This window comes from Bacillus sp. XT-2 (assembly GCF_025696525.1).
GTDB classification, from domain to species: domain Bacteria; phylum Bacillota; class Bacilli; order Bacillales; family Bacillaceae; genus Bacillus; species Bacillus halotolerans.
Genome location: NZ_JAHVOC010000009.1, coordinates 70,045 through 91,937, shown reverse-complemented (window position 1 = coordinate 91,937; position 21,893 = coordinate 70,045). Strand labels below are relative to the sequence as shown.

Here is a 21,893-nt window from a genome sequence, read left to right as displayed (position 1 = left end):
ATTAAAATGAGCAGCTTACGACATCTATATGTTTTGTGTCCAAGGCGTAATAAAACCAGCGGTGGTGTGAGGCATCCCAATAAAAGCCGCCGACGGATTCTCTGCCAAGAATGACTGGATAGAACCAAAATGAGCTGCCGTTGGTTAACCAAACATAGGTAAAACGGAAGAGGCAAGGCTGAATGAGAACGGGTTCAACTAAATAAGCTGCCCCGTGCAAGCCCTGAGGCTTTGTCGGTTTTGCCGGCTTTTTATGCGGGGGAGGACCTTGCGGCGCCCCGCCTCCAACACCGGGCACGGCGCCTCCGCCAATACCAGGCCCAGCGCCTCCGCCAATACCAGGCACGGCACCCCCGCCAATACCAGGTACGGCGCCTCCGCCGATACCAGGCCCTGGATATCCAACTGGGTAGCGGTAATCATATTCTACTGGAGTCCATGGATCATAGATCGGCCCATCATACATATATGGATCATAATACATATCATAACGTCCTTTCTCATAGTAAACTGTACATTTGACAGGATATGAGAGTGGGCTTATATTAGTGAATCTGCCTATGGATAGAATTGGCATGCGCTCATTGTGCAGAATCAATCCATTTTTCCCTAGTCCCATTCACAATTCCGATTTATAATTTTATAATATAAGAGCTTCTATTATGAAAAAGGAGACAGACCGTGAATATCGATCAAAAACTATATCAATATATCATAGACCATACGGCTGACATTACTGAGAAATGGTTCAGTTTACGAAGTCAGCTGCAAGGCGAATTATATTCCGCCGAGCATTTAAGTGAAGAAACCAAAAAGCTTTTGACAGAGCAGCATACGTTTACGAATATAACAATCGCAAGTGCATTCCTGGAGGAACAAACCGAATTTCAAGACAATATGGCAAAATGGGCGCTGAATGTTGCGAAAAAAAGAGTAGAGCAAGATGTTCCGGTGCATGAGGTCGTCGAAGCCATATCAAATTCAAGAATCGCATTCTGGGATGCTGTCGTTACGTTTATAAAAGAGCATCGGGATATCGTCACAAATGAGGATGCTGACCGCTGGAACCGTATTGTGAATCAGTCTTTCGATAAGCTGATTATTGAGTTTTCCGAGCAGTATCAAAAATTTATGCTGATGAGGCTCACTTCTCAGCAGGAATTGATCAGTGAATTAGGCTGTCCGGTGATTTCCATTGCGGATGGAATCGGCATATTGCCGCTGATTGGCTCTGTAGACACAAAACGTGCGCAGGTGATTTTAGAGACAGTGCCGGTCCGATGCATTGAGAGAAAAATCACAAGTCTTGTTGTCGATCTTTCCGGCGTCCCGATTGTGGATACAATGGTTGCACAGCAATTGTACAACCTGTCAAAAACACTTTTCTTACTTGGCGTCAAAGCCGTATTTTCAGGCATTCGGCCGGATGTCGCCCAAACATCCATTCAATTAGGGCTTGATTTCAGTGAATATGAAACATACGGCACGCTGAAGCAGGCGCTTGAAAACATGGGCGTCCGCTGTATTGTTGAGGAATTGGAACAAAACTAAGATGAAATCTGATTAGGCATATGACCGCCCCTTGATGAGGTGATCATATGCCTTTTTGATGTGAATAGAAATCACCATTGATTTATTGGAAAAAACATAATATTATAATTCTTATAAGAATACTATGAATTAAAACCGAACAGGGGGGAAGGTCATTGGTTTCAAAAACAACCGTTGATCCGAAAGTGATTGAAAAAATTATCAGCTCGTTGGAAACACTGGATTTCGGCACCGTTCAAATCACCGTACACGATTCCCAGGTCACACAGATTGAGAAGGTCGAAAAGCACCGTTTCTCACTGAAAAGCAAAGAATCGAAGTAAAAGAGGTGTTTAAAAGGTTTTTGTTCGACATTAAATTCTCCTTAAAACATATACATATTTCATCCATTTTTTATATAATAGACCTTTAAGATCATTTCTTAGGAGGATTATTGACATGCAAGCTACAGTTCATGAGAGTAAGCATTCGATCATGCAGCGCATTTTGACAGTGTTTATCTTTACACTGCTGATCGCAACCGTCGGGCTGTACATCGGCCAGTTTATTCCTGTCGCTTTGATGCTGCCGCTTTCAATCCTTGAAGTGGCGATGATTATTATCGCCTTCTGGATGCGCAGAAGAAAAGCGGTCGGGTATGCGTTTGTTTATACATTCGCCTTCGTTTCCGGCATTACCCTATTTCCGATTGTCAGCCACTACGCTTCAATAGCCGGCGCCTATGTGGTACTTGAAGCGTTCGGATCTACATTTTTAATTTTTGCTGTGCTCGGCACAATCGGCGCAAAAATGAAGAAGGATTTATCGTTCCTGTCGTCGTTTCTGCTCGTAGCGCTCATCGCACTAATTGCGGTTGGCATTTTCAGCATCTTCAGCCCGCTGAATTCCGCGGCGATGATGGCGTATTCCGTTATTGGAACCATCGTCTTTTCCCTTTACATCTTGTATGATTTGAACCAAATCAAACACCGCGATATTACGGAGGACTTAATTCCGGTTATGGCATTATCGCTGTACCTTGACTTTATCAACTTGTTCATCAACCTGCTTCGCTTCTTTGGCATTTTAAGCAGTGATGATTAATCAGAAAGCGCCTGTCATTAAGATAGGCGCTTTTTGTAACGGTTGGCGTTTTTTTATGTACAGTGGATTGACAAAGGTGTCCGGCATTTTTACATCTGTTCTGATCGGCATTGTGTTTGTAATCAGCGATATTTGTCACCGTGCTTAAAAAAAGTGCTGTAGCCTGTCCAGATCGGACGGGGTTTTTTAGTCTTTAAACACGCTTAGCTTTTCAAAAAGATCGCCCAGCATATTCACGAACATGTCTTTTTCCTCATCGCTGTAGTTTTCCATAACAGCGGAAATCTTGCTGAAATGGCCGGGCAGAAATTGCTTCAGCCGTTCTTTACCTTCCATTGTCAGCTCAATGCTGATTTTTCGTTTATCCTCGTTATGATGCCTGCGACGGACAAATCCGTCCCTCGCCAGTCCGTCAAGCAGCCCGGTAATCGTTGCTTTTGTGACGCTCGATTGCTTGGCGAGCTCCGTCGGGCTTAACGTGTGGTCCTTTGCGTCGAACAAAAGCATCAGGATTTTAAATTTTCCTTCAGACAGTCCGCGTCTGGCGAAATAATGCTCCATCACATGATTCATTTTTTTCGAAATATCAAACAAAGATAAAAATAATTCAAGAGAACCGGTGTCCACATTGGAATACGTCTCGGCATGTTCTGTTATATGCTTGTATTTCGGTAAATGTTTTAATTCCATCACAATAAGCTCCCGTACGTTTGTCGTGACACGATTATAATGGAGGGAAAATCAGAACGCAACCCGTGTTGGAGATGATTGACAGCTGTTTGCCGCACATAGTAAGGTAATATAGTTAGGTACCTAACTATATACAGAGAACTGAAAAGGTGGTTATCAACATGAAACATATACTGATTGCGGGGGGCGGAATCGGCGGGCTGTCGGCAGCCATTTCTCTCAGTAAAGCAGGTTTTTCCGTCACCTTATGTGAAGCGGCTGCAGAAAACCGCAAGACCGGCGCAGGGATTCTCCAGCCGCAAAACGCACTGGCGGTGTTAAAGGAGCTGGGCGTATTTGAAGAGTGCTGCGAGCATGGATTTCAAACAGCATGGTTTAAAACCTTCGATAAGCAGGGGAATCTATTATTCAAAGTCAGTGAGTCTTTCTTAGATGATAAGCTTCCGGGCCGCAATAATATCCTGCGAAAAATGTTAAATGATATTCTCATCAAGCATGCCGAAGCTTCGGGCGCAAGGATTTTGTGGGGGAAAAAGATTGTGGCTTATGAAGAAACGCCTGAAGCGGTTACTGCCATATTTGATGATAGAGAAAAGATGCAGGCCGACATTCTGGCGGGCTTTGACGGCATTCATTCCATTGTGCGGGATGCCATACTGCAAAAAGAAATAGAAAAAGAGTTTCTCGGCATGGGGGCGTGGCGCTTTTATATTGAACTTCCCGATTACACATTTGAGGACGCGACATTGATGTACAGAAGTGGAGAGACACAAATTGGCGTCGTGCCATTGGCGGAACACGCCGGCTATGTCTTCGTCCTCCAGCCTTGCACAAGCGATTACTGGGATGAGGAAGAGACCCGGTTTGATAGAGTCAAAGAGATCCTCTCAGGCTTCCCGGGGCTTGATTTTGTCACAAAGCATATGTCAAAAGAACACCCCGTCATTTTTAATAAACTGGAGCAAGTCGCCGTGCAGGAGCCATGGTACAAAGGCCGCGTCGTCATCGGGGGAGACGCCGCCCATGCCGGAGCGCCGACCTTGGCACAAGGAGCGGCAATGGCCATCGAGGATGCCATGGTCCTCGCCGAAGAACTCAAAAACCACGACGGCATCAAAACCGCATTTCGTGCATACTACGAAAGAAGAGCGCCAAGAGCGCTCAAAGTGCAGGATTTATCCTCAGAAATCGTCCGCCGCGGGCTGAAAGGAGAGCCGGGAGCGGAAGAGCTGATCGGGGAGTGTTATGCGGTGTTGAGAGAAGGATATTAAATAGGAAAAGTCCAGAATTGAATTCTGGACTTTTTATTCTTGCTCTGTTTTATTCCGTATCCGCTCAATCACCTCATGCAGCCCCTCCGGTTTATAAAACTCCACCGGCGAACTGCCCTTCTCAAACGAAATCGTCTCCGCTTCAATCAGCGCGACATAGCGCCCGTTCACCTTCGCAAGATGAATCGATTCGCCAAAATCAGCTAGCAATCCCTTAATCTCGGTTTCTCCGACTTTCATTTTCAGCTCGGCTTCCGGCGTGTGCTCGATGATCTGGGCGGAGGCTTCGATCACTTGATGCGTGTCGAGGCGTTCTTGGATTTCCCGTTTTTCGCTCGCTTCCCAGATTTCGATGTCTTGTTCAAACTGCTTGAGCTCTTCACTGTTGTCCTCAAATGTCTCATAGACGTGCTCCTGCACCATGTTCATGACCTGGGTTTTCATGATTTCCGGCATTGATTCGCCGTACTCAACGAATTTCAGGAAATCCTCGAAATAGCGGGCGTGCGAGGCTTGGTGGATTTTCAGCTCGCCTTCCTCGACCATTCCTTCCTCCGGCATGAACGGGTATTGGATACTCTTCATGTTTTTTGTCGTGATGGCCATTTCGACTTTTTTAATGAGGGAAGACGCGTCTGAGATGCGGGCGACCTTCGGCTCAAAATCACATTTCATGATGAAGACAAATGACTCGTCGAAGTACTTTCTCGGCACAGCCGAAGCGACTAAGAACACACCGCCGCGGACCGCGCTTGTATCTAGGTACGTGCGGACGAACTGTTCGCTCAGCTCGTTAAAGTCCTCTTTTGTTTCCGCCAGGCGCGCACGGTTGAACATGTTGTAGTTCGGGTTGGAATCCAGCTCGTGGCCGGGTTCGACGATAAAATGGCCGATTTTCGTCGGCACCTGCTCGGATTGGGGATGGCGATCCGCTTTCCGTTTGACGATTTTTTTCAGCTCTCCGTCAAGAAAGTCCTTCAGTTCGCTTTCTTCAAATTCCTCTGTATCAAGGGTCTGGAAGTGCTTGAATTGCTTGTTTGCCTGCTCATCCTTGCCCTCCACCTGTATGACATAAAAGGATAAAAATCGAATTTCAAAATCCATATATGAACTCACCTTATTTGCGTATTGTACAGCTTCTCAAGTATAGAAAAAACAATGATCAGGCGTCAATCAGAGAAATGGAATAATCATCACCATGAAAGGGAAATGTAGTCAGATAGAAAGCATTACATACGAAAGGAATGGTTCGATGAAGGAAACAAGCCCGATTCCTCAGCCGAAGACGTTTGGACCGCTCGGCAATCTTCCTTTAATTGATAAAGATAAACCGACCCTGTCACTGATCAAATTGGCGGAAGAGCAAGGCCCCATTTTTCAAATTCACACACCGGCGGGCACGACAATTGTGGTGTCCGGCCATGAACTCGTGAAAGAAGTTTGTGATGAAGAGCGTTTCGATAAAAGCATTGAAGGCGCTTTGGAAAAAGTTCGCGCGTTTTCCGGTGACGGATTGTTTACAAGCTGGACGCATGAGCCCAACTGGAGAAAAGCGCACAACATTCTGATGCCGACGTTCAGCCAGCGGGCCATGAAGGATTATCATGAAAAAATGGTCGATATCGCTGTTCAGCTGATTCAAAAGTGGGCCAGGCTCAATCCGAATGAAGCAGTCGACGTCCCTGCGGATATGACCCGGCTGACGCTGGACACGATCGGGTTATGCGGATTTAACTATCGTTTTAACAGCTACTACAGAGAAACGCCTCATCCGTTTATCAACAGCATGGTGCGCGCGCTGGATGAAGCGATGCACCAGATGCAGCGGCTTGATGTTCAGGATAAACTCATGGTCAGAACAAAGCGCCAATTCCACCACGATATTCAAACGATGTTTTCGTTAGTCGACAGCATTATTGCAGAGCGCAAGGCGGATGGGGACCAGGATGAAAAAGACTTGCTCGCCCGGATGCTGAAGGTGGAAGATCCGGAGACCGGGGAAAAGCTTGATGATGAAAACATCCGTTTTCAGATCATTACATTTTTAATTGCCGGCCATGAAACAACGAGCGGTCTGCTTTCGTTTGCGATCTACTTTTTATTGAAGCATCCCGACAAATTGAAAAAGGCGTATGAAGAGGTCGACCGGGTGCTGACGGATGCAGCGCCGACCTATAAACAAGTGCTTGACCTGAAATACATCCGGATGATTTTAAATGAATCATTGCGTCTATGGCCGACGGCTCCGGCTTTCAGCCTTTATCCGAAGGAAGATACGGTCATTGGCGGAAAATATCCGATCACAACCAAGGACAGAATTTCTGTCTTGATTCCGCAGCTTCACCGCGATCAAGACGCATGGGGAGAGGATGCTGAGGAATTCCGTCCAGAACGGTTCGAACATCAGGACCAAGTGCCTCATCATGCTTACAAGCCGTTCGGGAATGGACAGAGAGCCTGTATTGGCATGCAGTTCGCCCTGCATGAGGCTACACTTGTGCTGGGCATGATGTTAAAATATTTCACTTTGATTGATCATGAGAATTATGAGCTTGATATCAAACAAACGCTGACACTTAAGCCCGGTGATTTTCACATCCGGGTTCAAACGCGAAATCAGGAAGCGATTCATGCCGGCGTCCCGTCTGAGGAAAAAGCGGAGCACAACGATGAACAAAAGGGCAAACAGGAAATGAAAAGTGCATCGGTTATCGGTCTCAACAACCGGCCGCTTCTCGTACTGTACGGCTCTGATACCGGCACTGCGGAAGGCGTCGCCCGGGAACTTGCAGATACAGCCAGTCTTCACGGCGTAAGGACTGAGGTTGCGCCCTTGAACGATCAGATTGGAAAACTGCCGAAAGAGGGAGCCGTTGTGATCGTCACCTCTTCCTACAATGGAAAACCGCCAAGCAATGCGGGGCAGTTTGTGCAGTGGCTTGAAGAAATACAGCCGGGTGAGCTTGAGGGTGTCCATTATGCGGTGTTTGGCTGCGGAGATCATAACTGGGCAAGCACGTATCAGTACGTACCCCGAACGATTGACGAGCAGCTAGCGGAAAAAGGGGCGACCCGTTTTTCTGCACGCGGAGAGGGCGATGTGAGCGGTGATTTTGAAGGACAGCTTGATCAGTGGAAAAAAAGCATGTGGTCGGACGCCATCAAAGCCTTCGGACTCGAGCTTAATGAAAACGCTGATAAGGAGAGAAGTACGCTGAGCCTTCAGTTTGTCATGGGGCTGGGAGAATCCCCATTAGCCCGGTCGTATGAAGCGGTTCACGCATCCATTGCGGAAAATCGTGAACTCCAGTCCGCAGACAGTGGGCGCAGCACCCGCCATATTGAAATTGCGCTGCCTTCTGGCGTCGAATACCGGGAAGGTGATCACCTTGGCGTTCTGCCAAGGAACAGCCGGACAAATGTCAGCCGGATTCTTCACAGATTCGGCTTAAAAGGAACTGACCAAGTTACACTGACGGCAAGCGGGCGCAGCTCCGGGCATCTGCCTTTGGATCGGCCTGTCAGCCTGCATGATCTGCTCAGCTACAGCGTCGAGGTGCAGGAAGCGGCAACTAGGGCGCAAATACGCGAGCTGGCCGCATTTACCGTCTGTCCGCCTCATAAACGTGAATTGGAAGATATGACGGAAGAGGGCGTTTATCAGGAACAAATTTTGAAAAAACGGATTTCCATGCTGGATCTGCTCGAACAATATGAAGCATGTGAAATGCCGTTTGAACGGTTTTTAGAGCTTTTACGCCCGTTAAAACCGCGGTATTATTCGATTTCAAGCTCTCCGCGGGTGAATCCGGAACAAGCCTCGATAACTGTAGGCGTTGTGCGCGGGCCGGCTTGGAGCGGCCGCGGCGAATATCGCGGAGTGGCATCGAATGACTTGGCGGAGCGGAAGGCGGGAGATGATGTCGTGATGTTTGTCCGCACACCGGAATCCCGATTTCAGCTCCCGGAAGACCCTGAAACACCAATCATCATGGTGGGGCCGGGAACAGGGGTTGCGCCATTCCGCGGATTCCTGCAAGCTCGGTCAGCTTTAAAACGCGAGGGAAAAACGCTCGGCGAAGCCCACCTTTATTTTGGCTGCAGAAATGACCGCGATTTTATTTACCGGGATGAGCTTAAGCAGTTTGAACAAGACGGAATTGTTACTGTGCACACGGCTTATTCCCGTAAAGAAGGCATACCGAAAACGTACGTTCAGCACCTCATGGCGGAACATGCGGAAACCTTAATTTCGATCCTCGACCGCGGCGGCCGGCTTTATGTATGCGGTGACGGCAGCAGGATGGCGCCTGATGTGGAGGCCGCGCTGCAAAACGCATATCAGTCTGTTCATGGCACCAGTGAAGAAGAAGCGCAAAACTGGCTCAAACATCTGCAGGAAACAGGCATGTATGCAAAGGATGTCTGGTCAGGGATTTGATTGTTTTTACAAAGGACTGGAAAGATCCAGTCCTTTTGTTATGTCCTTTTTAAAAAAATGTGATCTCGCTAAACGTCTGTGCATACAATAACCACAGTCCGCCTGATGGGCGGGCTGTCCTTAAGACCTATTTCTCGTTTTTGCTAGTTTATGTTATTCTTATACTCGGTATCTATTTCTTTTTTTCCAAAAGCGGGCATGACAAAAGAAACCTTTTTTATTTACGAGAAAAAAAGTGAAACGAATTGAGGGCTTCTTTCGTCCAGTGTTTGGTTTGAAATAGGTGTAATAGAAATGGTATGGTGCAAAACGTAAATATCCCGGTATAGCGCGGTATATTTATTTGTTGTGTGATGCCTTGATTTTGTTTGGAAAGAAGGAATTGAAAGACAGGATAAAAGAGAAGGTAAAAGTAAATAAAGACTTAAAGTGTTTAAGAAAGTAGAGGTTGCCATGAAGAAACTTTTTTCTTACAAACTTAGCTTTTTTGTGTTGGCTGTTATACTGTTTTGGGCAAAAACGTATTTATCCTACAAAACAGAGTTTAACCTTGGGGTAAAAGGCACAACCCAAGAAATCCTTTTGGTGTTTAACCCGTTCTCAAGCGCCGTCTTCTTTTTAGGACTGGCTTTGCTTGCGAAAGGGCGAAAATCGGCTATTATCATGCTGATTATTGATTTTGTGATGACGTTCATTTTATATGCAAATATTTTATTCTATCGTTTCTTTGATGATTTCTTAACGTTCCCGAACATTAAACAGTCCGGTAACGTCGGAAACATGGGAGACGGTATTTTCAGCATCATGGCCGGTCATGATATTTTCTATTTCTTAGATATTATCATCTTGATTGCGGTACTGATCTGGAGACCTGAATTCAAAGGATTCAAAATGAAAAAACGTTTTGCGTCTTTGGTGATCCTTTCCGGGGTCGCACTGTTTTTCATCAACCTGCATTTTGCGGAAAAAGACCGCCCGCAGCTGCTGACAAGAACATTTGACCGCAATTATATCGTAAAATACTTAGGTCTTTACAATTACACCATTTATGACGGTGTGCAGACGGCTCAAACAGAAACGCAAAGAGCGTATGCAAGCAGCGATGATCTGACAAGTGTCGAGAATTACACGACGTCACATTACGCGAAGCCGAACGCTGAGTACTTTGGTTCTGCCAAAGGCAAAAACATCATTAAGATTCACCTGGAAAGCTTCCAGTCGTTCCTGATTGATTACAAGCTGAACGGTGAAGAAGTTACGCCATTCTTAAATAAACTGGCCCACGGCGGCGAAGACGTCACGTACTTCGATAACTTCTTCCATCAGACAGGTCAGGGTAAAACATCTGATGCCGAGCTGACAATGGATAACTCGATCTTCGGTCTTCCGGAAGGCTCCGCATTTGTAACAAAAGGCGAAAACACATACCAGTCGCTTCCTGCGATTTTGGATCAGAAGGAAGGCTATACAAGCGCCGTCCTGCACGGTGACTACAAATCGTTCTGGAACCGCGATCAGATTTACAAACATATCGGCTATGACAAATTTTTCGACGCAAGCACGTATGACATGTCAGAAGAAAACATCATTAATATGGGGCTCAAGGATAAGCCGTTCTTTACAGAATCGATTCCAAAACTTGAATCTCTGAAAAAGCCGTTTTACGCGCATTTGATTACCTTGACAAACCATTATCCGTTTAACTTGGATGAAAAAGACGCGACGATTAAGAAAGCGACGACTGGCGATAATACAGTCGACAGCTACTTCCAGACTGCCCGTTACCTTGACGAGTCCCTTGAGCAATTCTTCAAGGAACTGAAGGAAGCAGGTCTGTATGACAACTCAGTCATCATGATTTACGGTGACCACAATGGGATTTCTGAAAACCATAACCGCGCGATGAAAGAAATTCTCGGAAAAGAGATCACAGATTATCAAAACGCACAAAACCAGCGTGTGCCTCTGATGATCCGCATTCCTGGCAAAAAAGGCGGAGTGAACCATACGTATGGCGGCGAAATTGACGTCATGCCGACACTTCTTCACTTGCAAGGTATTGATTCTGAGAAATATATCAACTTCGGTACCGATTTATTCTCTAAAGACCACGACGACACAGTGGCGTTTAGAAACGGCGACTTTGTAACGCCGAAGTACACATCTGTCGACAATATCATCTATGATACGAAGACAGGTAAAGAAGTAAAAGCGAATGAAGATACGAAGAACCTGAAAACGAGAGTGACACAGCAGCTGAAGCTTTCAGACAGTGTCCTTTACAAAGATTTGCTGAGATTCCACAAACTCAGTGACTTTAAAGCCGTTGATCCTTCTGATTATCATTACGGCAAGGAAAAAGATATCGAATAAGACAAAGAAGAGCCTTGAGCGGGCGCATTGCCGCGCTCAGGGCTCTTTTTTTGTGTGGTTACATAACCAAGTTGAAAAAATAGATTCCATTTGGTCACCAAGGCCGCCTCTCTCTCATATCATTACAGTAGATTTTGAAACCGGTATTGGAATCGGACAAATTATCGGGGAAATGCCTTGATAGATTGTAAGGAGGTACCAAGGTTTCGAACTCAATATTCATAGAGATGAGGGGTAGAGATGAAAGCGGTCATTCTCTGCGGCGGAAAAGGAACGAGAATGAGTGAGGTCACGAATGAACTTCCTAAACCGCTCGCCATGATAGGCGGAAAACCGATTCTATGGCATATTATGAAAATCTATCAGTACTACGGAGTGAACGAGTTTATTCTGCTTTTAGGCTACAAAGGAGAAAAAATCAAAGAATATTTTCTGAACTACGAATGGAAGCACAACAGCCTCACGCTCGACAGTTCTACAGGAGAGGTGCAGATGCTGGGACAGCCTGAAACGTGGAAAATCACATTTTTGGAGACAGGGGAAGACACGCTGACAGCCGGAAGAATCTTGCAGGCGAAGGACTACATCGGCGATGAAACGTTTATGCTCACCTATGGGGACGGGCTGGCCAATATCAATCTTTTTCATCTCATCAGCTATCATCAGACAAAGGGTGCTGCCGCGACTGTCACCGGCATTGATAAAGTCTCGCAGTTCGGCACCTTGACGGTTGAGGATGGCATAGCGAAAACATTTTCTGAAAAGACATCGAGTGACGGCATCATCAATGGCGGATTTTTCGTTCTCAATCCAAAGGTTTTCGATTATTTGCCGGAGGACGGAAACGCCATGTTCGAAGATGAACCGCTGAAGAACCTTGCGAAAGACGGTGAACTTGCCGTGTATCGCCATTACGGATTTTGGACGGCAATCGATACGTATAAAAATCTTTTGGAAGTCAACAAGCTGTGGGATCAAGGACAACATGTATGGAAGGTATGGTGAACTGATTTGAGTTTCTGGAAAAATAAAAACGTATTTGTCACGGGTTGTACAGGTCTTTTAGGAAGCTATTTGGTGAAAGAGCTGATCGAACAGGGCGCAAACGTGACGGGGCTTGTCAGAGATCATGTGCCTCAGTCCAATCTTTATCAGGGAGAACATGTGAAGAAAATGAACATCGTGCAGGGCGCTCTTGAAGATTTGCCCGTGATTGAACGCGCGCTTGGCGAGTATGAAATCGACACGGTGTTTCACCTCGCTGCACAAGCGATTGTCGGCGTAGCGAACCGCAACCCGGTTTCAACCTTTGAAGCGAATATTCTCGGCACGTGGAATGTTCTTGAGGCCTGCCGGAAGCATCCGTTAATCAAGCGTGTCATTGTCGCGTCAAGCGATAAAGCATACGGTGATCAAGAAAACCTTCCGTACGATGAAGATATGCCGCTGCAAGGCAAGCATCCGTACGACGTATCGAAAAGCTGCGCGGATCTGATCAGCCATACGTATTTTCACACCTATGGCCTGCCGGTCTGTATTACACGCTGCGGAAATCTGTACGGCGGCGGAGATTTGAACTTCAACCGTATCATTCCGCAGACGATTCAGCTTGTGCTGAACGGGGAAGCTCCTGAAATCCGCAGCGACGGCACCTTTGTCCGCGACTATTTCTATATTGAAGATGCCGTTCAGGCTTATCTGCTTCTGGCGGAGAAAATGGAGGAACACAATCTCGCCGGGGAAGCCTTTAACTTCAGCAATGAGATTCAGCTGACTGTACTTGAGTTAGTCGAGAAAATATTAAAGAAAATGAACAGCAATCTAAAGCCGAAGGTGCTGAATCAGGGAAGCAATGAAATCAAGCACCAATATTTATCTGCGGAAAAAGCGAGAAAGCTGCTGAATTGGACACCTGCTTACACCATTGATGAAGGACTTGAAAAAACCATTGCGTGGTATACAGAATTCTTCAAAAAGTAACGCGAAATGAGGTGAACATACCGTGACGAGCGCCTATTGCACCGTTTTATCAAAAGGAAGATTATATCAGGCAGTCGCCTTATTTAAGTCTTTAGCGCAAGTCGATCAAGACAGCCCCATTTTTACGCTTTGTATGGATGATGACACGCACCGCGTATTGCAGAAATTGAATCTGAAGCAGCTGACACTTGTACCGGTGGCAGCGCTTGAAAATGAAACGCTCCTGAACCTGAAGGATACACGGGATCAAAGCGAATACTGCTGGACGATGAAGCCGATCTTTCTGCAAGCTGTGCTGAACAGCAATCCCGAGCTGGAACGGGTGACGTATATTGACGGAGATTTATTTTTCTACACCGACCCGTCACCGATATTTGCGAACCAGCCGGACTGCTCGGTGCTGCTTTCCCGGGGCGATATTATCATCCCTTCCTTTGAGAGAGAGCAAATTGATATGCTGCAGCGTCTGTTAGGCAGATATAACTCGGGCTTTATCAGCTTTAAACATGATAAAGCAGGAACGGACTGTCTGGAGTGGTGGAAGGAGCGCTGTCTTGAGGAGTGTAAAAATGCGCCGGGTGAAGGGAAATTCGGGGATCAGGGCTATTTGGATTATATGTCTGAGCTGTTTCCGAATGTGTGTGACATTACGACACCAGGTGTGAACATCGGCCATTGGAATTACGGACAGCATACGTTTTCCTGGAAGGATGGCCGAATTGTGCTGGAAGATGGAAACCCGCTGATCTTCTATCATTTCAGCGGATATCGAATCGTCAGCATCAATGAAATCAAACAGATTCACGAAACAACACGCACAGACCTGCCGTTTGTGCATGAGCTGTACCAGCAGACCCTGCCGCATATCATTCAGCATATCAAAGCGCTTGACCCTGAATTTAACGGTTTTGCTTCAAAAGATGATAACAAATAAATGATTAAATACAGGAAGTGAAAATGAAGTGAAAGCAAGCGTTATTATTCCTGCATATAATTCAAAGGAGCGCCTCTATAACAGCCTTCTGTCTTTAAACCAGCAGGAGTGCGATGAAGAGTTTGAGGTCATCGTAGCAGATAATGGCTCTGAGGACGGGACGCTCTCGATGCTCAAATCGTTTCAAGCGGACTTTCCGCTGATTTTTGTACGGATTAAAGAAAACAGGGGCATTGCATACGGAAGAAATCAGGCGGTCCGCAATGCCAGAGGAGATATTCTGATATTCCATGACAGCGATATGCTTGCTGCCAAGGATCTTGTGGCAAAGCATATCAAAGCGCATGAAAACGAAGAGAATCTTGTCGTGTGCGGTTTATTTTGGAAAAGGATCTACAGCTATTATTATGAGCGCTTTGAAGATGAACATAAGAAGCAGCTCGCAAAATTATATGATGAAATGCCGAAAAAAGACAAACAAAAGCTTCTGGCGGAAGCGGATATCAAAAACGAAAGCTTTCTGGATCAAAGCTTTGACCTTGATACCGATTTTATTGACGTGCTGAAGCGGATACTGGATGAATACGGCGATGACTTAAAGGGCTACCATATGCCGTGGCGTTTTTTTATCACAAACAATTCATCAGTAAAACGAAAGCATGTGGCTGATCTCGGTTTGTTTGACGAAGGCATTGTGCGGTACGGGTTTGAGGATTATGATCTTGGGATCAGGCTCCATCAGGCCGGACTCACGTTCAGGCTGCACCGCGATATTGTCAGCGTTCATCAGGAGCACCCGAGCAATTGTCAGTCAGTAGACGATATCAGAGCAAACATTGCCTATATGTGCGACAAATATAACAACATTCAGTCATTAGACGTTCATCTTGCCTTTAACGGCCCATTCCCTCCGGACATGACCAACAGGATCATGGCTGATATTCATAAGCTGCTGGACTCGAAGAAATACGACATGCTGCTGCATCTGTTTCTTGAGCTGCTCCATGTCGTGAAGGATCGCAATCTGGACCCGGATTGGCAGAAAAAAACACCGCGGGTGACTGCGAAAAGCTTTGATTTGCAAGCCGTTCAAAAGCTTCTGCCAAAAGCGAAGAAGAAGCTTGGCGTGAACGATTTTGCCAATGCACTGTATGCGCTTGTCAATGATTTACTGCACGTGGATCTTAGATAAATGGATGTGGTATGGTGAGTCAATTTCATTTTTCAACAATAGTGTCAAGGACGCACATCTTTAAACTGATGCCTATGATTCATTCCCTCCATGAGTATTGCGATGATTTTCATTTATATGTGCTGTGTGTTGATCAGAAGGCATATGAATTGCTACAGCACGTGCCATGGGAGCATGTCACCTTTGTGCAGCTTCATGAAATGGAAGATCCGGAGCTGTTGGAAGCGAAAAGCAATAGAACGTTCCATGAGTATTGCTGGACACTGAAGCCCGCATTTTTGTTCCATGTCATGAGCCAGTGGGATGACGCCGAATATTATGCCCATATGGATACCGATCTGTTTTTCTTTTCTGATCCAGCGCGTATTTTTGCCGAAAATCCGGCGGCTTCACTGTATTTGACTGATCACCGCAACTCGCCGCGGTTCATGTCTTATTATGAGCGGACCGGGCGTTTTAACACAGGCTTTGTCGGCGCCCGGAATACGGAAGAAGCCTATAAAGCGGTGTGGCAGTGGAGACAGGATTGCATTGAATATTGCACGGTGGAAATGAATACGAAAAGAAAGACGTACGGCGATCAAAGGTATGTGGAGAAGTGGCCGGCGCAGTATCAGGGTGTGCATGTTGTCAAATCAACCGGAGCCAATACGGCGCTTTGGAATATAGAAAACTATAAGGTGACTCAAAAGGACGGCCGCGTTTATCTAGATGAAACGCCGCTGATTTTCTATCATTTCTCCGGATTCACATTGGTGACGGAGAACGAATTTAATCTTTGCTGGTATTACCGCATTGAAGACGAAGCGACAATTGAAATGATTTATATGCCGTATGTGTTAAACCTGAAAAGATGGATTGACGAAATACAGGCGGCATTTCCGGACTTTGCGGACGGCTTTATCCCGAAGCACGCGGTGCCGGACACTCATTTTATACAGCTTGATTAAAAAACCCCTGCCAGGCGGCAGGGGTTTTTTCAGCTATGCCATTCTCTCAGTTTCTGATCACTCGGCAAAAGAAACGCAAGAATGCCAAGAATCGGGAGAAACGCAATGGCAATCATGGTCGGGGTCAGTCCCGCAGCATCAATGAGAGCGCCAAGCGCCACAGCGCCGATTGCTCCCATACCGAAGGCGAGGCCGACGGTTAAACCGGACATCGTGCCGATCTTTCCGGGGACAAGCTCCTGTGCATACACAACTGTTACGGAAAAGCTCGACATGAGAACCAAGCCGATCAAAGCGAGTACGCCATAGGCCAGAACCGGTCCGGCAAATGGAAGCAGAATCGCCAGCGGCGCTGAGCACAGCAGCGAGCCGAGAATGACAACTCGTTTTCCAAAACGGTCTGCGAGCGGGCCGCCGAGAAAGGTTCCGACAGCGCCAAACAGCAAAAAGACGAAAATATAGCTCTGAGCCTGCTGAATGCTTACGTGATATGTATCCATCGCGTAAAACGTGTAAAAGTTGCCGATCGCACTCGTATACCAAGAACGCGCGAAAATCAAAAAGATAATAATAATAAGAGCGGTTATAACGGACTTGGTGACAGACGAGTTTTGTTCAGCGGCTTTCTTTTGGGTGCCCTGCTTCTGTGCAAGACTGCCGAGCCGAGCGGCGTACCATTTTGCAATATAAAGCAGAAACATAACGGCGAGCGCGGCTACAAGTGTAAACCAGACAGCACCGAATTGTCCGAGCGGAACAAGGATCAGCGCGGTAATCAGGGGCGCCATCGCTTGGCCTGAGTTTCCTCCGACCTGATAAATGGACTGGGCAAGCCCGCGTTTTGTGCCGGCGGCCATATAAGCCACACGGGAGCCTTCCGGATGAAAAATAGCGGAACCTAATCCGATGAAAAACACACAGCACAAGATCGTCACAAATGACGGGGCAAATGCAAGGCCCAATATGCCGAGCATGCTGGCAGTCAGCCCGATCGGCAGGGCGTACGGCCGCGGCCGTTTATCCGTATACCAGCCGACGACAGGCTGCATGACGGATGACACCATGTTTAACGTAAAAGCGATGATGCCAAGCTGTGTGAACGTCAAACTCATGGAGCGTTCCAAAATCGGGAACATGGCCGGAATCACAGCCTGAAGCGAATCGTTCAGCATGTGGCAGATTCCGATGATAAACAAAATCGGATACACGGTGGTGCCGGGTTTTTGAACAGGTTTTTCCTTCAGCGGGGCGGCAATAGCCAAATGATTCTCCTCCTAACATATATCACCAATGCATACCACCATATTATTCATAAGGTGAAGGATTTATCAAGAGGAAAAAAGACTCCTTCTGGAAAGAAGCAGCGCCCGCCGGCCAAAAAACATTAACAGTTGATGATTGTGTTTTCGATTTTCAGAATATGATATAGCTCTTCAAGCTTACGAATGTGGTACGTTGGCACAACCTCTGTTTCAGTGAGATTCATGTCAGGGCTAAGCCAGCACGTATCAATTCCGGCGAGCTGTCCGCCTTTGATGTCCGCTGTCAGCGAATCGCCGATGATTAAGGTGTGCTCCGCTGAAAAATGGGGAATCCGTTCAAACACATAGTCGAAGTACTCTTTCATCGGCTTTTGAAAACCTGTGTCTTCAGAAACGAAAATGTCCTTGAAGAACGGAAATAATCCTGAATCTCTGAGACGCTTATACTGAGTACTGGAAACGCCGTTTGTCACGATATACAAATCAAAATGCTGTTCCAGTTTTGCGATGAGATCAAAAGCTCCGTCCATAAGCTGGTGCCCTTCTTCAAGAAAACTGCGATATTTCTGGTCTAGCAGCACTCCGTCTGCTTCATAGCCATATTCCTTGAACAAAGCGGAAAAGCGGGTGGTCATCACTTCATCGCGAGTCATGTTTCCGCCTTCAAAGGCTCTCCATAGTCCTTGATTAATTGTTTGATAACGGGATTCCATTTCATCGGTAAGCGGAATGTTTTGATCTTCAAACAGCAGGCGCAGCGCTAATTTTTCTGCCGCTGTAAAATCCAAAATGGTATTATCTACATCAAATAATAAAGTGCGGTATGGTTTCAAGGCTGGTCTTCCTTTCTGTATGTGTACTCAAAGTATAGCACACGCGAAAACGAAAAAAGCCGGCGGATTGGACGTTTGAAATGTCCGCACCGACGGCTTACAATTATTTGTTTAATAAGCTGTGTTTTTTTGCATAAAGGAAATAAACGATCGTTCCGACGGCGATCCAGATGACAAATGAAAGCCATGTGATGCCTGGAAGGCTGTACATAAACCAAAGGCATATTCCAGCGCTGATGATTGGCACAACCGGAACGAACGGCACCCTGAAGGAAGCTTTGATTTCCGGGTGTTTTTTTCTTAACACAATCACAGCGATCGAAATGACTGTAAATGCCGCAAGCGTTCCCATGTTTACAAGGTGCGCAAGTGTGCCGAGATTAATAAATCCTGCGATCCCCGCCGCGACGATTCCTGTCAGCCATGTGTTGCGGAACGGCGTTTTGAATGACGGATGAATCTTTGCGAACAATCCCGGCAAAAGACCGTCTCTGCTCATGGCAAAGGTTAAACGGACCTGGGCATACAGCAATGCGAGCATCACTGTTGTGATTCCGATGATAGCGCCGACAGAAATAATTCCCGCAACCGCATCCTGGCCGACGAATTTAAGCGCAAAGGATACCGGATCACCGACATTTAATTTGGCATAAGGCATCATACCTGTCAAAACAAGAGATACCGTGATGTACAAAATGGTGCAGACGGCCAGAGCTGAAATGATGCCGATCGGCATATTTTTTTGCGGGTGCTTCACTTCTTCTGAAGCGTTGGAAACTGCGTCAAATCCGAGATACGCGAAGAAAACCGTTGCCGCGCTGACAATGACGCCTTTCATTCCAAACGGCATAAAAGGAGTCCAGTTATCCGGTTTGACATAACCGAAGCCGACAATAATGAACAATAAAATAATTCCGATTTTCATCAGCACGATCACGTTGTTGAAGCGTGTACTTTCTTTGACACCTCTGCTGACAATTGCAGTGATGATGAGAATAATGACCGCAGCCGGAAGGTTAAACACGGCGCCCGGCGAGCTTCCCGGAGCTCCTGTCAGCGCAGCCGGAATATGAAAGTTAAAGCCGGCGAGCAGCGATTGAAAGTATGAAGACCAGCCCGTGGCAACCGCCGACAGCGCAATGACATATTCAAGCATGAGATCCCATCCGATTAAAAAGGCGAGCAGCTCTCCAAGTGTGATATAGGAGTATGAGTACACGCTTCCTGAAATCGGAATCGAAGACGAAAACTCAGCATAACAGAAGGCGGCAAGCGCACAGGCGAGACCCGCTAAAATGAACGATAAGATCAGGGCAGGACCGGCACCGGTCGCGGCCACAGTTCCTGTAATAACGAAAATCCCAGTGCCGATGACACACCCGATACCGAGAAGTGTTAAATCAAATGCGCTTAAAGTACGGGCGAGGCTTTTTGACTGGCTCTGCGCATTTAATGTTTCAAGCGGTTTTTTTCTAAATAATGAACTCATAAAAAGTTCCTCCTGGAAAATTCAAAATATTCTAATCATTATATACATTTCTCGTTGTATTATATTGTCGAAATTTGACGGCGTCAATCATATATTTTTCTGCTTTAAACGATAGAAGCTAAAAAGCGTTGGCGTATCATAATATAGTAATTTTTACAAACAGGATATTGAATTTTGCTGATGGTGAACCGATAGAAATGATAGATTGGCCATATTTTGATTTGCTGTTAAAAAGGAGATGCTGACTATGTTTCAATATGAAGAATTAAACAAACAATTTATTGGCGGAAAATGGCAGGAGGGCAGCAGCCCAAATGTATTGGAAAACAAAAATCCTTATACTCAAAAAACAATCACATCCTTTCAAAAAGCGACTGCTGATGATGTAGATGAAGCGTACCGGGCAGCGGCTTTGGCGAAGAAAAAATGGGATGCGGTCAACCCATTCGAGAAAAGAGCAATCTTAGAAAAAGCCGTAACGTATATCGAAGAGAATGAAGAAGCCATCATTTATTTGATTATGGAAGAGCTGGGCGGCACAAGGCTGAAAGCAGCTTTTGAAATCGGACTCGTGAAAAATATCATGAAAGAAGCGGCGACGTTCCCTGTCCGCATGGAAGGGAAAATTCTTCCTTCTACAATAGACGGCAAGGAAAACAGATTATATCGCGTGCCGGCAGGTGTTGTCGGTGTCATCAGTCCTTTTAACTTCCCATTCTTTTTATCTATGAAATCAGTAGCGCCGGCACTCGGAGCAGGCAATGGCGTCGTTTTGAAGCCGCACGAAGAAACACCGATTTGCGGCGGTACGCTGATTGCGAAGATTTTTGAAAGCGCGGGCGTTCCGGAAGGACTGCTGAATGTTGTTGTCACTGACATTGCAGAAATCGGTGACAGCTTTGTCGAACATCCGGTGCCGCGGATCATCTCATTTACAGGATCTACGAAAGTGGGGAGCTACATCGGCCAGCTCGCGATGAAGCACTTTAAAAAGCCGCTTCTTGAGCTTGGCGGAAACAGCGCCTTTATCGTGCTTGAAGATGCGGATATCGAACATGCAGTCAATGCGGCAGTGTTCAGCAGATTTACCCATCAAGGCCAGATTTGTATGTCAGCCAATCGCGTACTGGTTCACTCATCAATTTATGATCAATTCCTTGAGCTGTATCAGGCAAAAGTGGAATCGCTGAAAGTTGGCGACCCGATGGACCCTGATACGATTATCGGGCCTTTAATCAACAGCAGGCAGACTGACGGGTTAATGAAATCTGTTGAGAAAGCAATTGAAGAAGGGGCTGTTCCAGTGAAGCTTGGCGGATTTAACGGGACGATCGTGGAGCCGACCATCTTAAAAGACGTGAAACCGTTTATGAGCATTGCCAAGGAAGAGCTGTTCGGGCCAGTCGTCTCCTTCATGAAGTTTGATTCAGAAGACGAAGCGGTGGATATCGCGAACGATACCCCATTTGGCTTAAGCGGAGCCGTACATACCTCAAATCTTGAACGCGGCGTGGCTTTTGCGAAACGCATAGAAACGGGCATGATCCATGTTAATGACACGACGATTAATGATGAACCGAATGTGGCCTTCGGCGGCGAAAAGCAATCTGGCCTCGGCCGATTAAATGGCGAATGGAGTCTTGAAGAATTTACGACGCTGAAATGGATTTCGGTTCAGCATGAAAAACGCAGCTTCCCTTACTAATAAAAGGAGTGATTGGAATTGAGCATAAGAACGGAAAATGAAACAGCAGATCTTCTAGACGCATTTGTGAAAGTAGCCCCTTATTTAAACAGCCTGGTTCAGGATGATATTACAATCGGCATTTATGATACGGAGAAAT

General features: G+C 46.3%; 18 protein-coding genes. 12 read left to right on the top strand and 6 right to left on the bottom strand.

Annotation, left to right across the window (positions count from 1 at the left end; genetic code table 11):
• Position 1: 1 nt before the first annotated feature.
• Positions 2–484: a hypothetical protein gene (locus KXD37_RS20115; protein WP_106022435.1), complete on the bottom strand. Its 483-nt coding sequence runs from the start codon at positions 482–484 to the stop codon at positions 2–4.
• 197 nt (positions 485–681) lie between these two features.
• Between KXD37_RS20115 and KXD37_RS20110 the strand changes: the two genes are divergently transcribed.
• From KXD37_RS20110 to KXD37_RS20100, 3 genes are all read left to right on the top strand, one after another.
• Positions 682–1,551: an STAS domain-containing protein gene (locus KXD37_RS20110; protein ID WP_024120517.1), complete on the top strand. Its 870-nt coding sequence runs from the start codon at positions 682–684 to the stop codon at positions 1,549–1,551.
• Between the two features lie 155 nt (positions 1,552–1,706).
• On the top strand, positions 1,707–1,874 hold the full coding sequence (locus tag KXD37_RS20105) for a YezD family protein (RefSeq protein WP_024120518.1): 168 nt from the start codon (positions 1,707–1,709) through the stop codon (positions 1,872–1,874).
• A 115-nt stretch (positions 1,875–1,989) separates the two neighbouring features.
• Positions 1,990–2,634: a Bax inhibitor-1/YccA family protein gene (locus KXD37_RS20100; RefSeq protein ID WP_010333322.1), complete on the top strand. Its 645-nt coding sequence runs from the start codon at positions 1,990–1,992 to the stop codon at positions 2,632–2,634.
• 186 nt (positions 2,635–2,820) lie between these two features.
• On the opposite strand, the gene KXD37_RS20095 is transcribed toward KXD37_RS20100, so the two are convergent.
• Positions 2,821–3,324 carry a MarR family winged helix-turn-helix transcriptional regulator gene (locus KXD37_RS20095; RefSeq protein ID WP_127695732.1) on the bottom strand — a complete coding sequence of 168 codons (504 nt, stop codon included), beginning with the start codon at positions 3,322–3,324 and terminating at the stop codon, positions 2,821–2,823.
• A gap of 161 nt (positions 3,325–3,485) precedes the next feature.
• Here KXD37_RS20095 and KXD37_RS20090 point away from each other — a divergent pair, with 161 nt between their 5' ends.
• Complete coding sequence (locus KXD37_RS20090; RefSeq protein ID WP_127695730.1) at positions 3,486–4,595, top strand: FAD-dependent oxidoreductase; 1,110 nt, start codon at positions 3,486–3,488, stop codon at positions 4,593–4,595.
• A gap of 33 nt (positions 4,596–4,628) precedes the next feature.
• Here the strand turns inward: KXD37_RS20090 and KXD37_RS20085 are convergent, their stop codons facing one another.
• Positions 4,629–5,699, bottom strand: coding sequence for a DUF3900 domain-containing protein (locus tag KXD37_RS20085; protein WP_095714392.1), 1,071 nt, complete (start codon positions 5,697–5,699; stop codon positions 4,629–4,631).
• Between the two features lie 148 nt (positions 5,700–5,847).
• Here KXD37_RS20085 and KXD37_RS20080 point away from each other — a divergent pair, with 148 nt between their 5' ends.
• The 7 genes from KXD37_RS20080 (at position 5,848) to KXD37_RS20050 (ending at position 16,465) form a co-directional block, all read left to right on the top strand.
• The gene (locus KXD37_RS20080) at positions 5,848–9,036 is read left to right on the top strand and encodes a bifunctional cytochrome P450/NADPH--P450 reductase (protein WP_263463707.1); all 3,189 of its coding nucleotides are present in this window, start codon (positions 5,848–5,850) and stop codon (positions 9,034–9,036) included.
• Positions 9,037–9,489: 453 nt separating this feature from the next.
• Positions 9,490–11,409 (top strand): lipoteichoic acid synthase LtaS1, encoded by a 1,920-nt coding sequence (gene ltaS1 / locus KXD37_RS20075; RefSeq protein ID WP_024120525.1) that lies wholly within the window; start codon positions 9,490–9,492, stop codon positions 11,407–11,409.
• A gap of 240 nt (positions 11,410–11,649) precedes the next feature.
• Complete coding sequence (locus KXD37_RS20070) at positions 11,650–12,414, top strand: glucose-1-phosphate cytidylyltransferase (RefSeq protein ID WP_024120526.1); 765 nt, start codon at positions 11,650–11,652, stop codon at positions 12,412–12,414.
• Between the two features lie 6 nt (positions 12,415–12,420).
• Positions 12,421–13,389 (top strand): GDP-mannose 4,6-dehydratase, encoded by a 969-nt coding sequence (locus tag KXD37_RS20065; RefSeq protein ID WP_024120527.1) that lies wholly within the window; start codon positions 12,421–12,423, stop codon positions 13,387–13,389.
• A 22-nt stretch (positions 13,390–13,411) separates the two neighbouring features.
• Positions 13,412–14,323, top strand: coding sequence for a putative nucleotide-diphospho-sugar transferase (locus KXD37_RS20060; protein ID WP_263463706.1), 912 nt, complete (start codon positions 13,412–13,414; stop codon positions 14,321–14,323).
• Positions 14,324–14,351: 28 nt separating this feature from the next.
• Positions 14,352–15,515, top strand: coding sequence for a glycosyltransferase family 2 protein (locus KXD37_RS20055; RefSeq protein ID WP_024120529.1), 1,164 nt, complete (start codon positions 14,352–14,354; stop codon positions 15,513–15,515).
• 14 nt (positions 15,516–15,529) lie between these two features.
• Complete coding sequence (locus KXD37_RS20050; protein WP_263463705.1) at positions 15,530–16,465, top strand: glycosyltransferase family 77 protein; 936 nt, start codon at positions 15,530–15,532, stop codon at positions 16,463–16,465.
• 29 nt (positions 16,466–16,494) lie between these two features.
• Here the strand turns inward: KXD37_RS20050 and KXD37_RS20045 are convergent, their stop codons facing one another.
• The 3 genes from KXD37_RS20045 to KXD37_RS20035 form a co-directional block, all read right to left on the bottom strand.
• Positions 16,495–17,727, bottom strand: a complete 1,233-nt coding sequence (locus tag KXD37_RS20045) for an MFS transporter (protein ID WP_059293863.1) — start codon at positions 17,725–17,727, stop codon at positions 16,495–16,497.
• A gap of 122 nt (positions 17,728–17,849) precedes the next feature.
• Complete coding sequence (locus KXD37_RS20040; protein WP_106022430.1) at positions 17,850–18,560, bottom strand: YjjG family noncanonical pyrimidine nucleotidase; 711 nt, start codon at positions 18,558–18,560, stop codon at positions 17,850–17,852.
• A 103-nt stretch (positions 18,561–18,663) separates the two neighbouring features.
• Positions 18,664–20,049, bottom strand: a complete 1,386-nt coding sequence (locus KXD37_RS20035; protein WP_106022429.1) for an amino acid permease — start codon at positions 20,047–20,049, stop codon at positions 18,664–18,666.
• A 247-nt stretch (positions 20,050–20,296) separates the two neighbouring features.
• Between KXD37_RS20035 and yfmT the strand changes: the two genes are divergently transcribed.
• A complete protein-coding gene (gene yfmT / locus KXD37_RS20030; protein WP_254518103.1) occupies positions 20,297–21,754 on the top strand; it encodes a benzaldehyde dehydrogenase in 1,458 nt (485 codons plus the stop codon).
• Positions 21,755–21,893 lie beyond the last annotated feature (139 nt).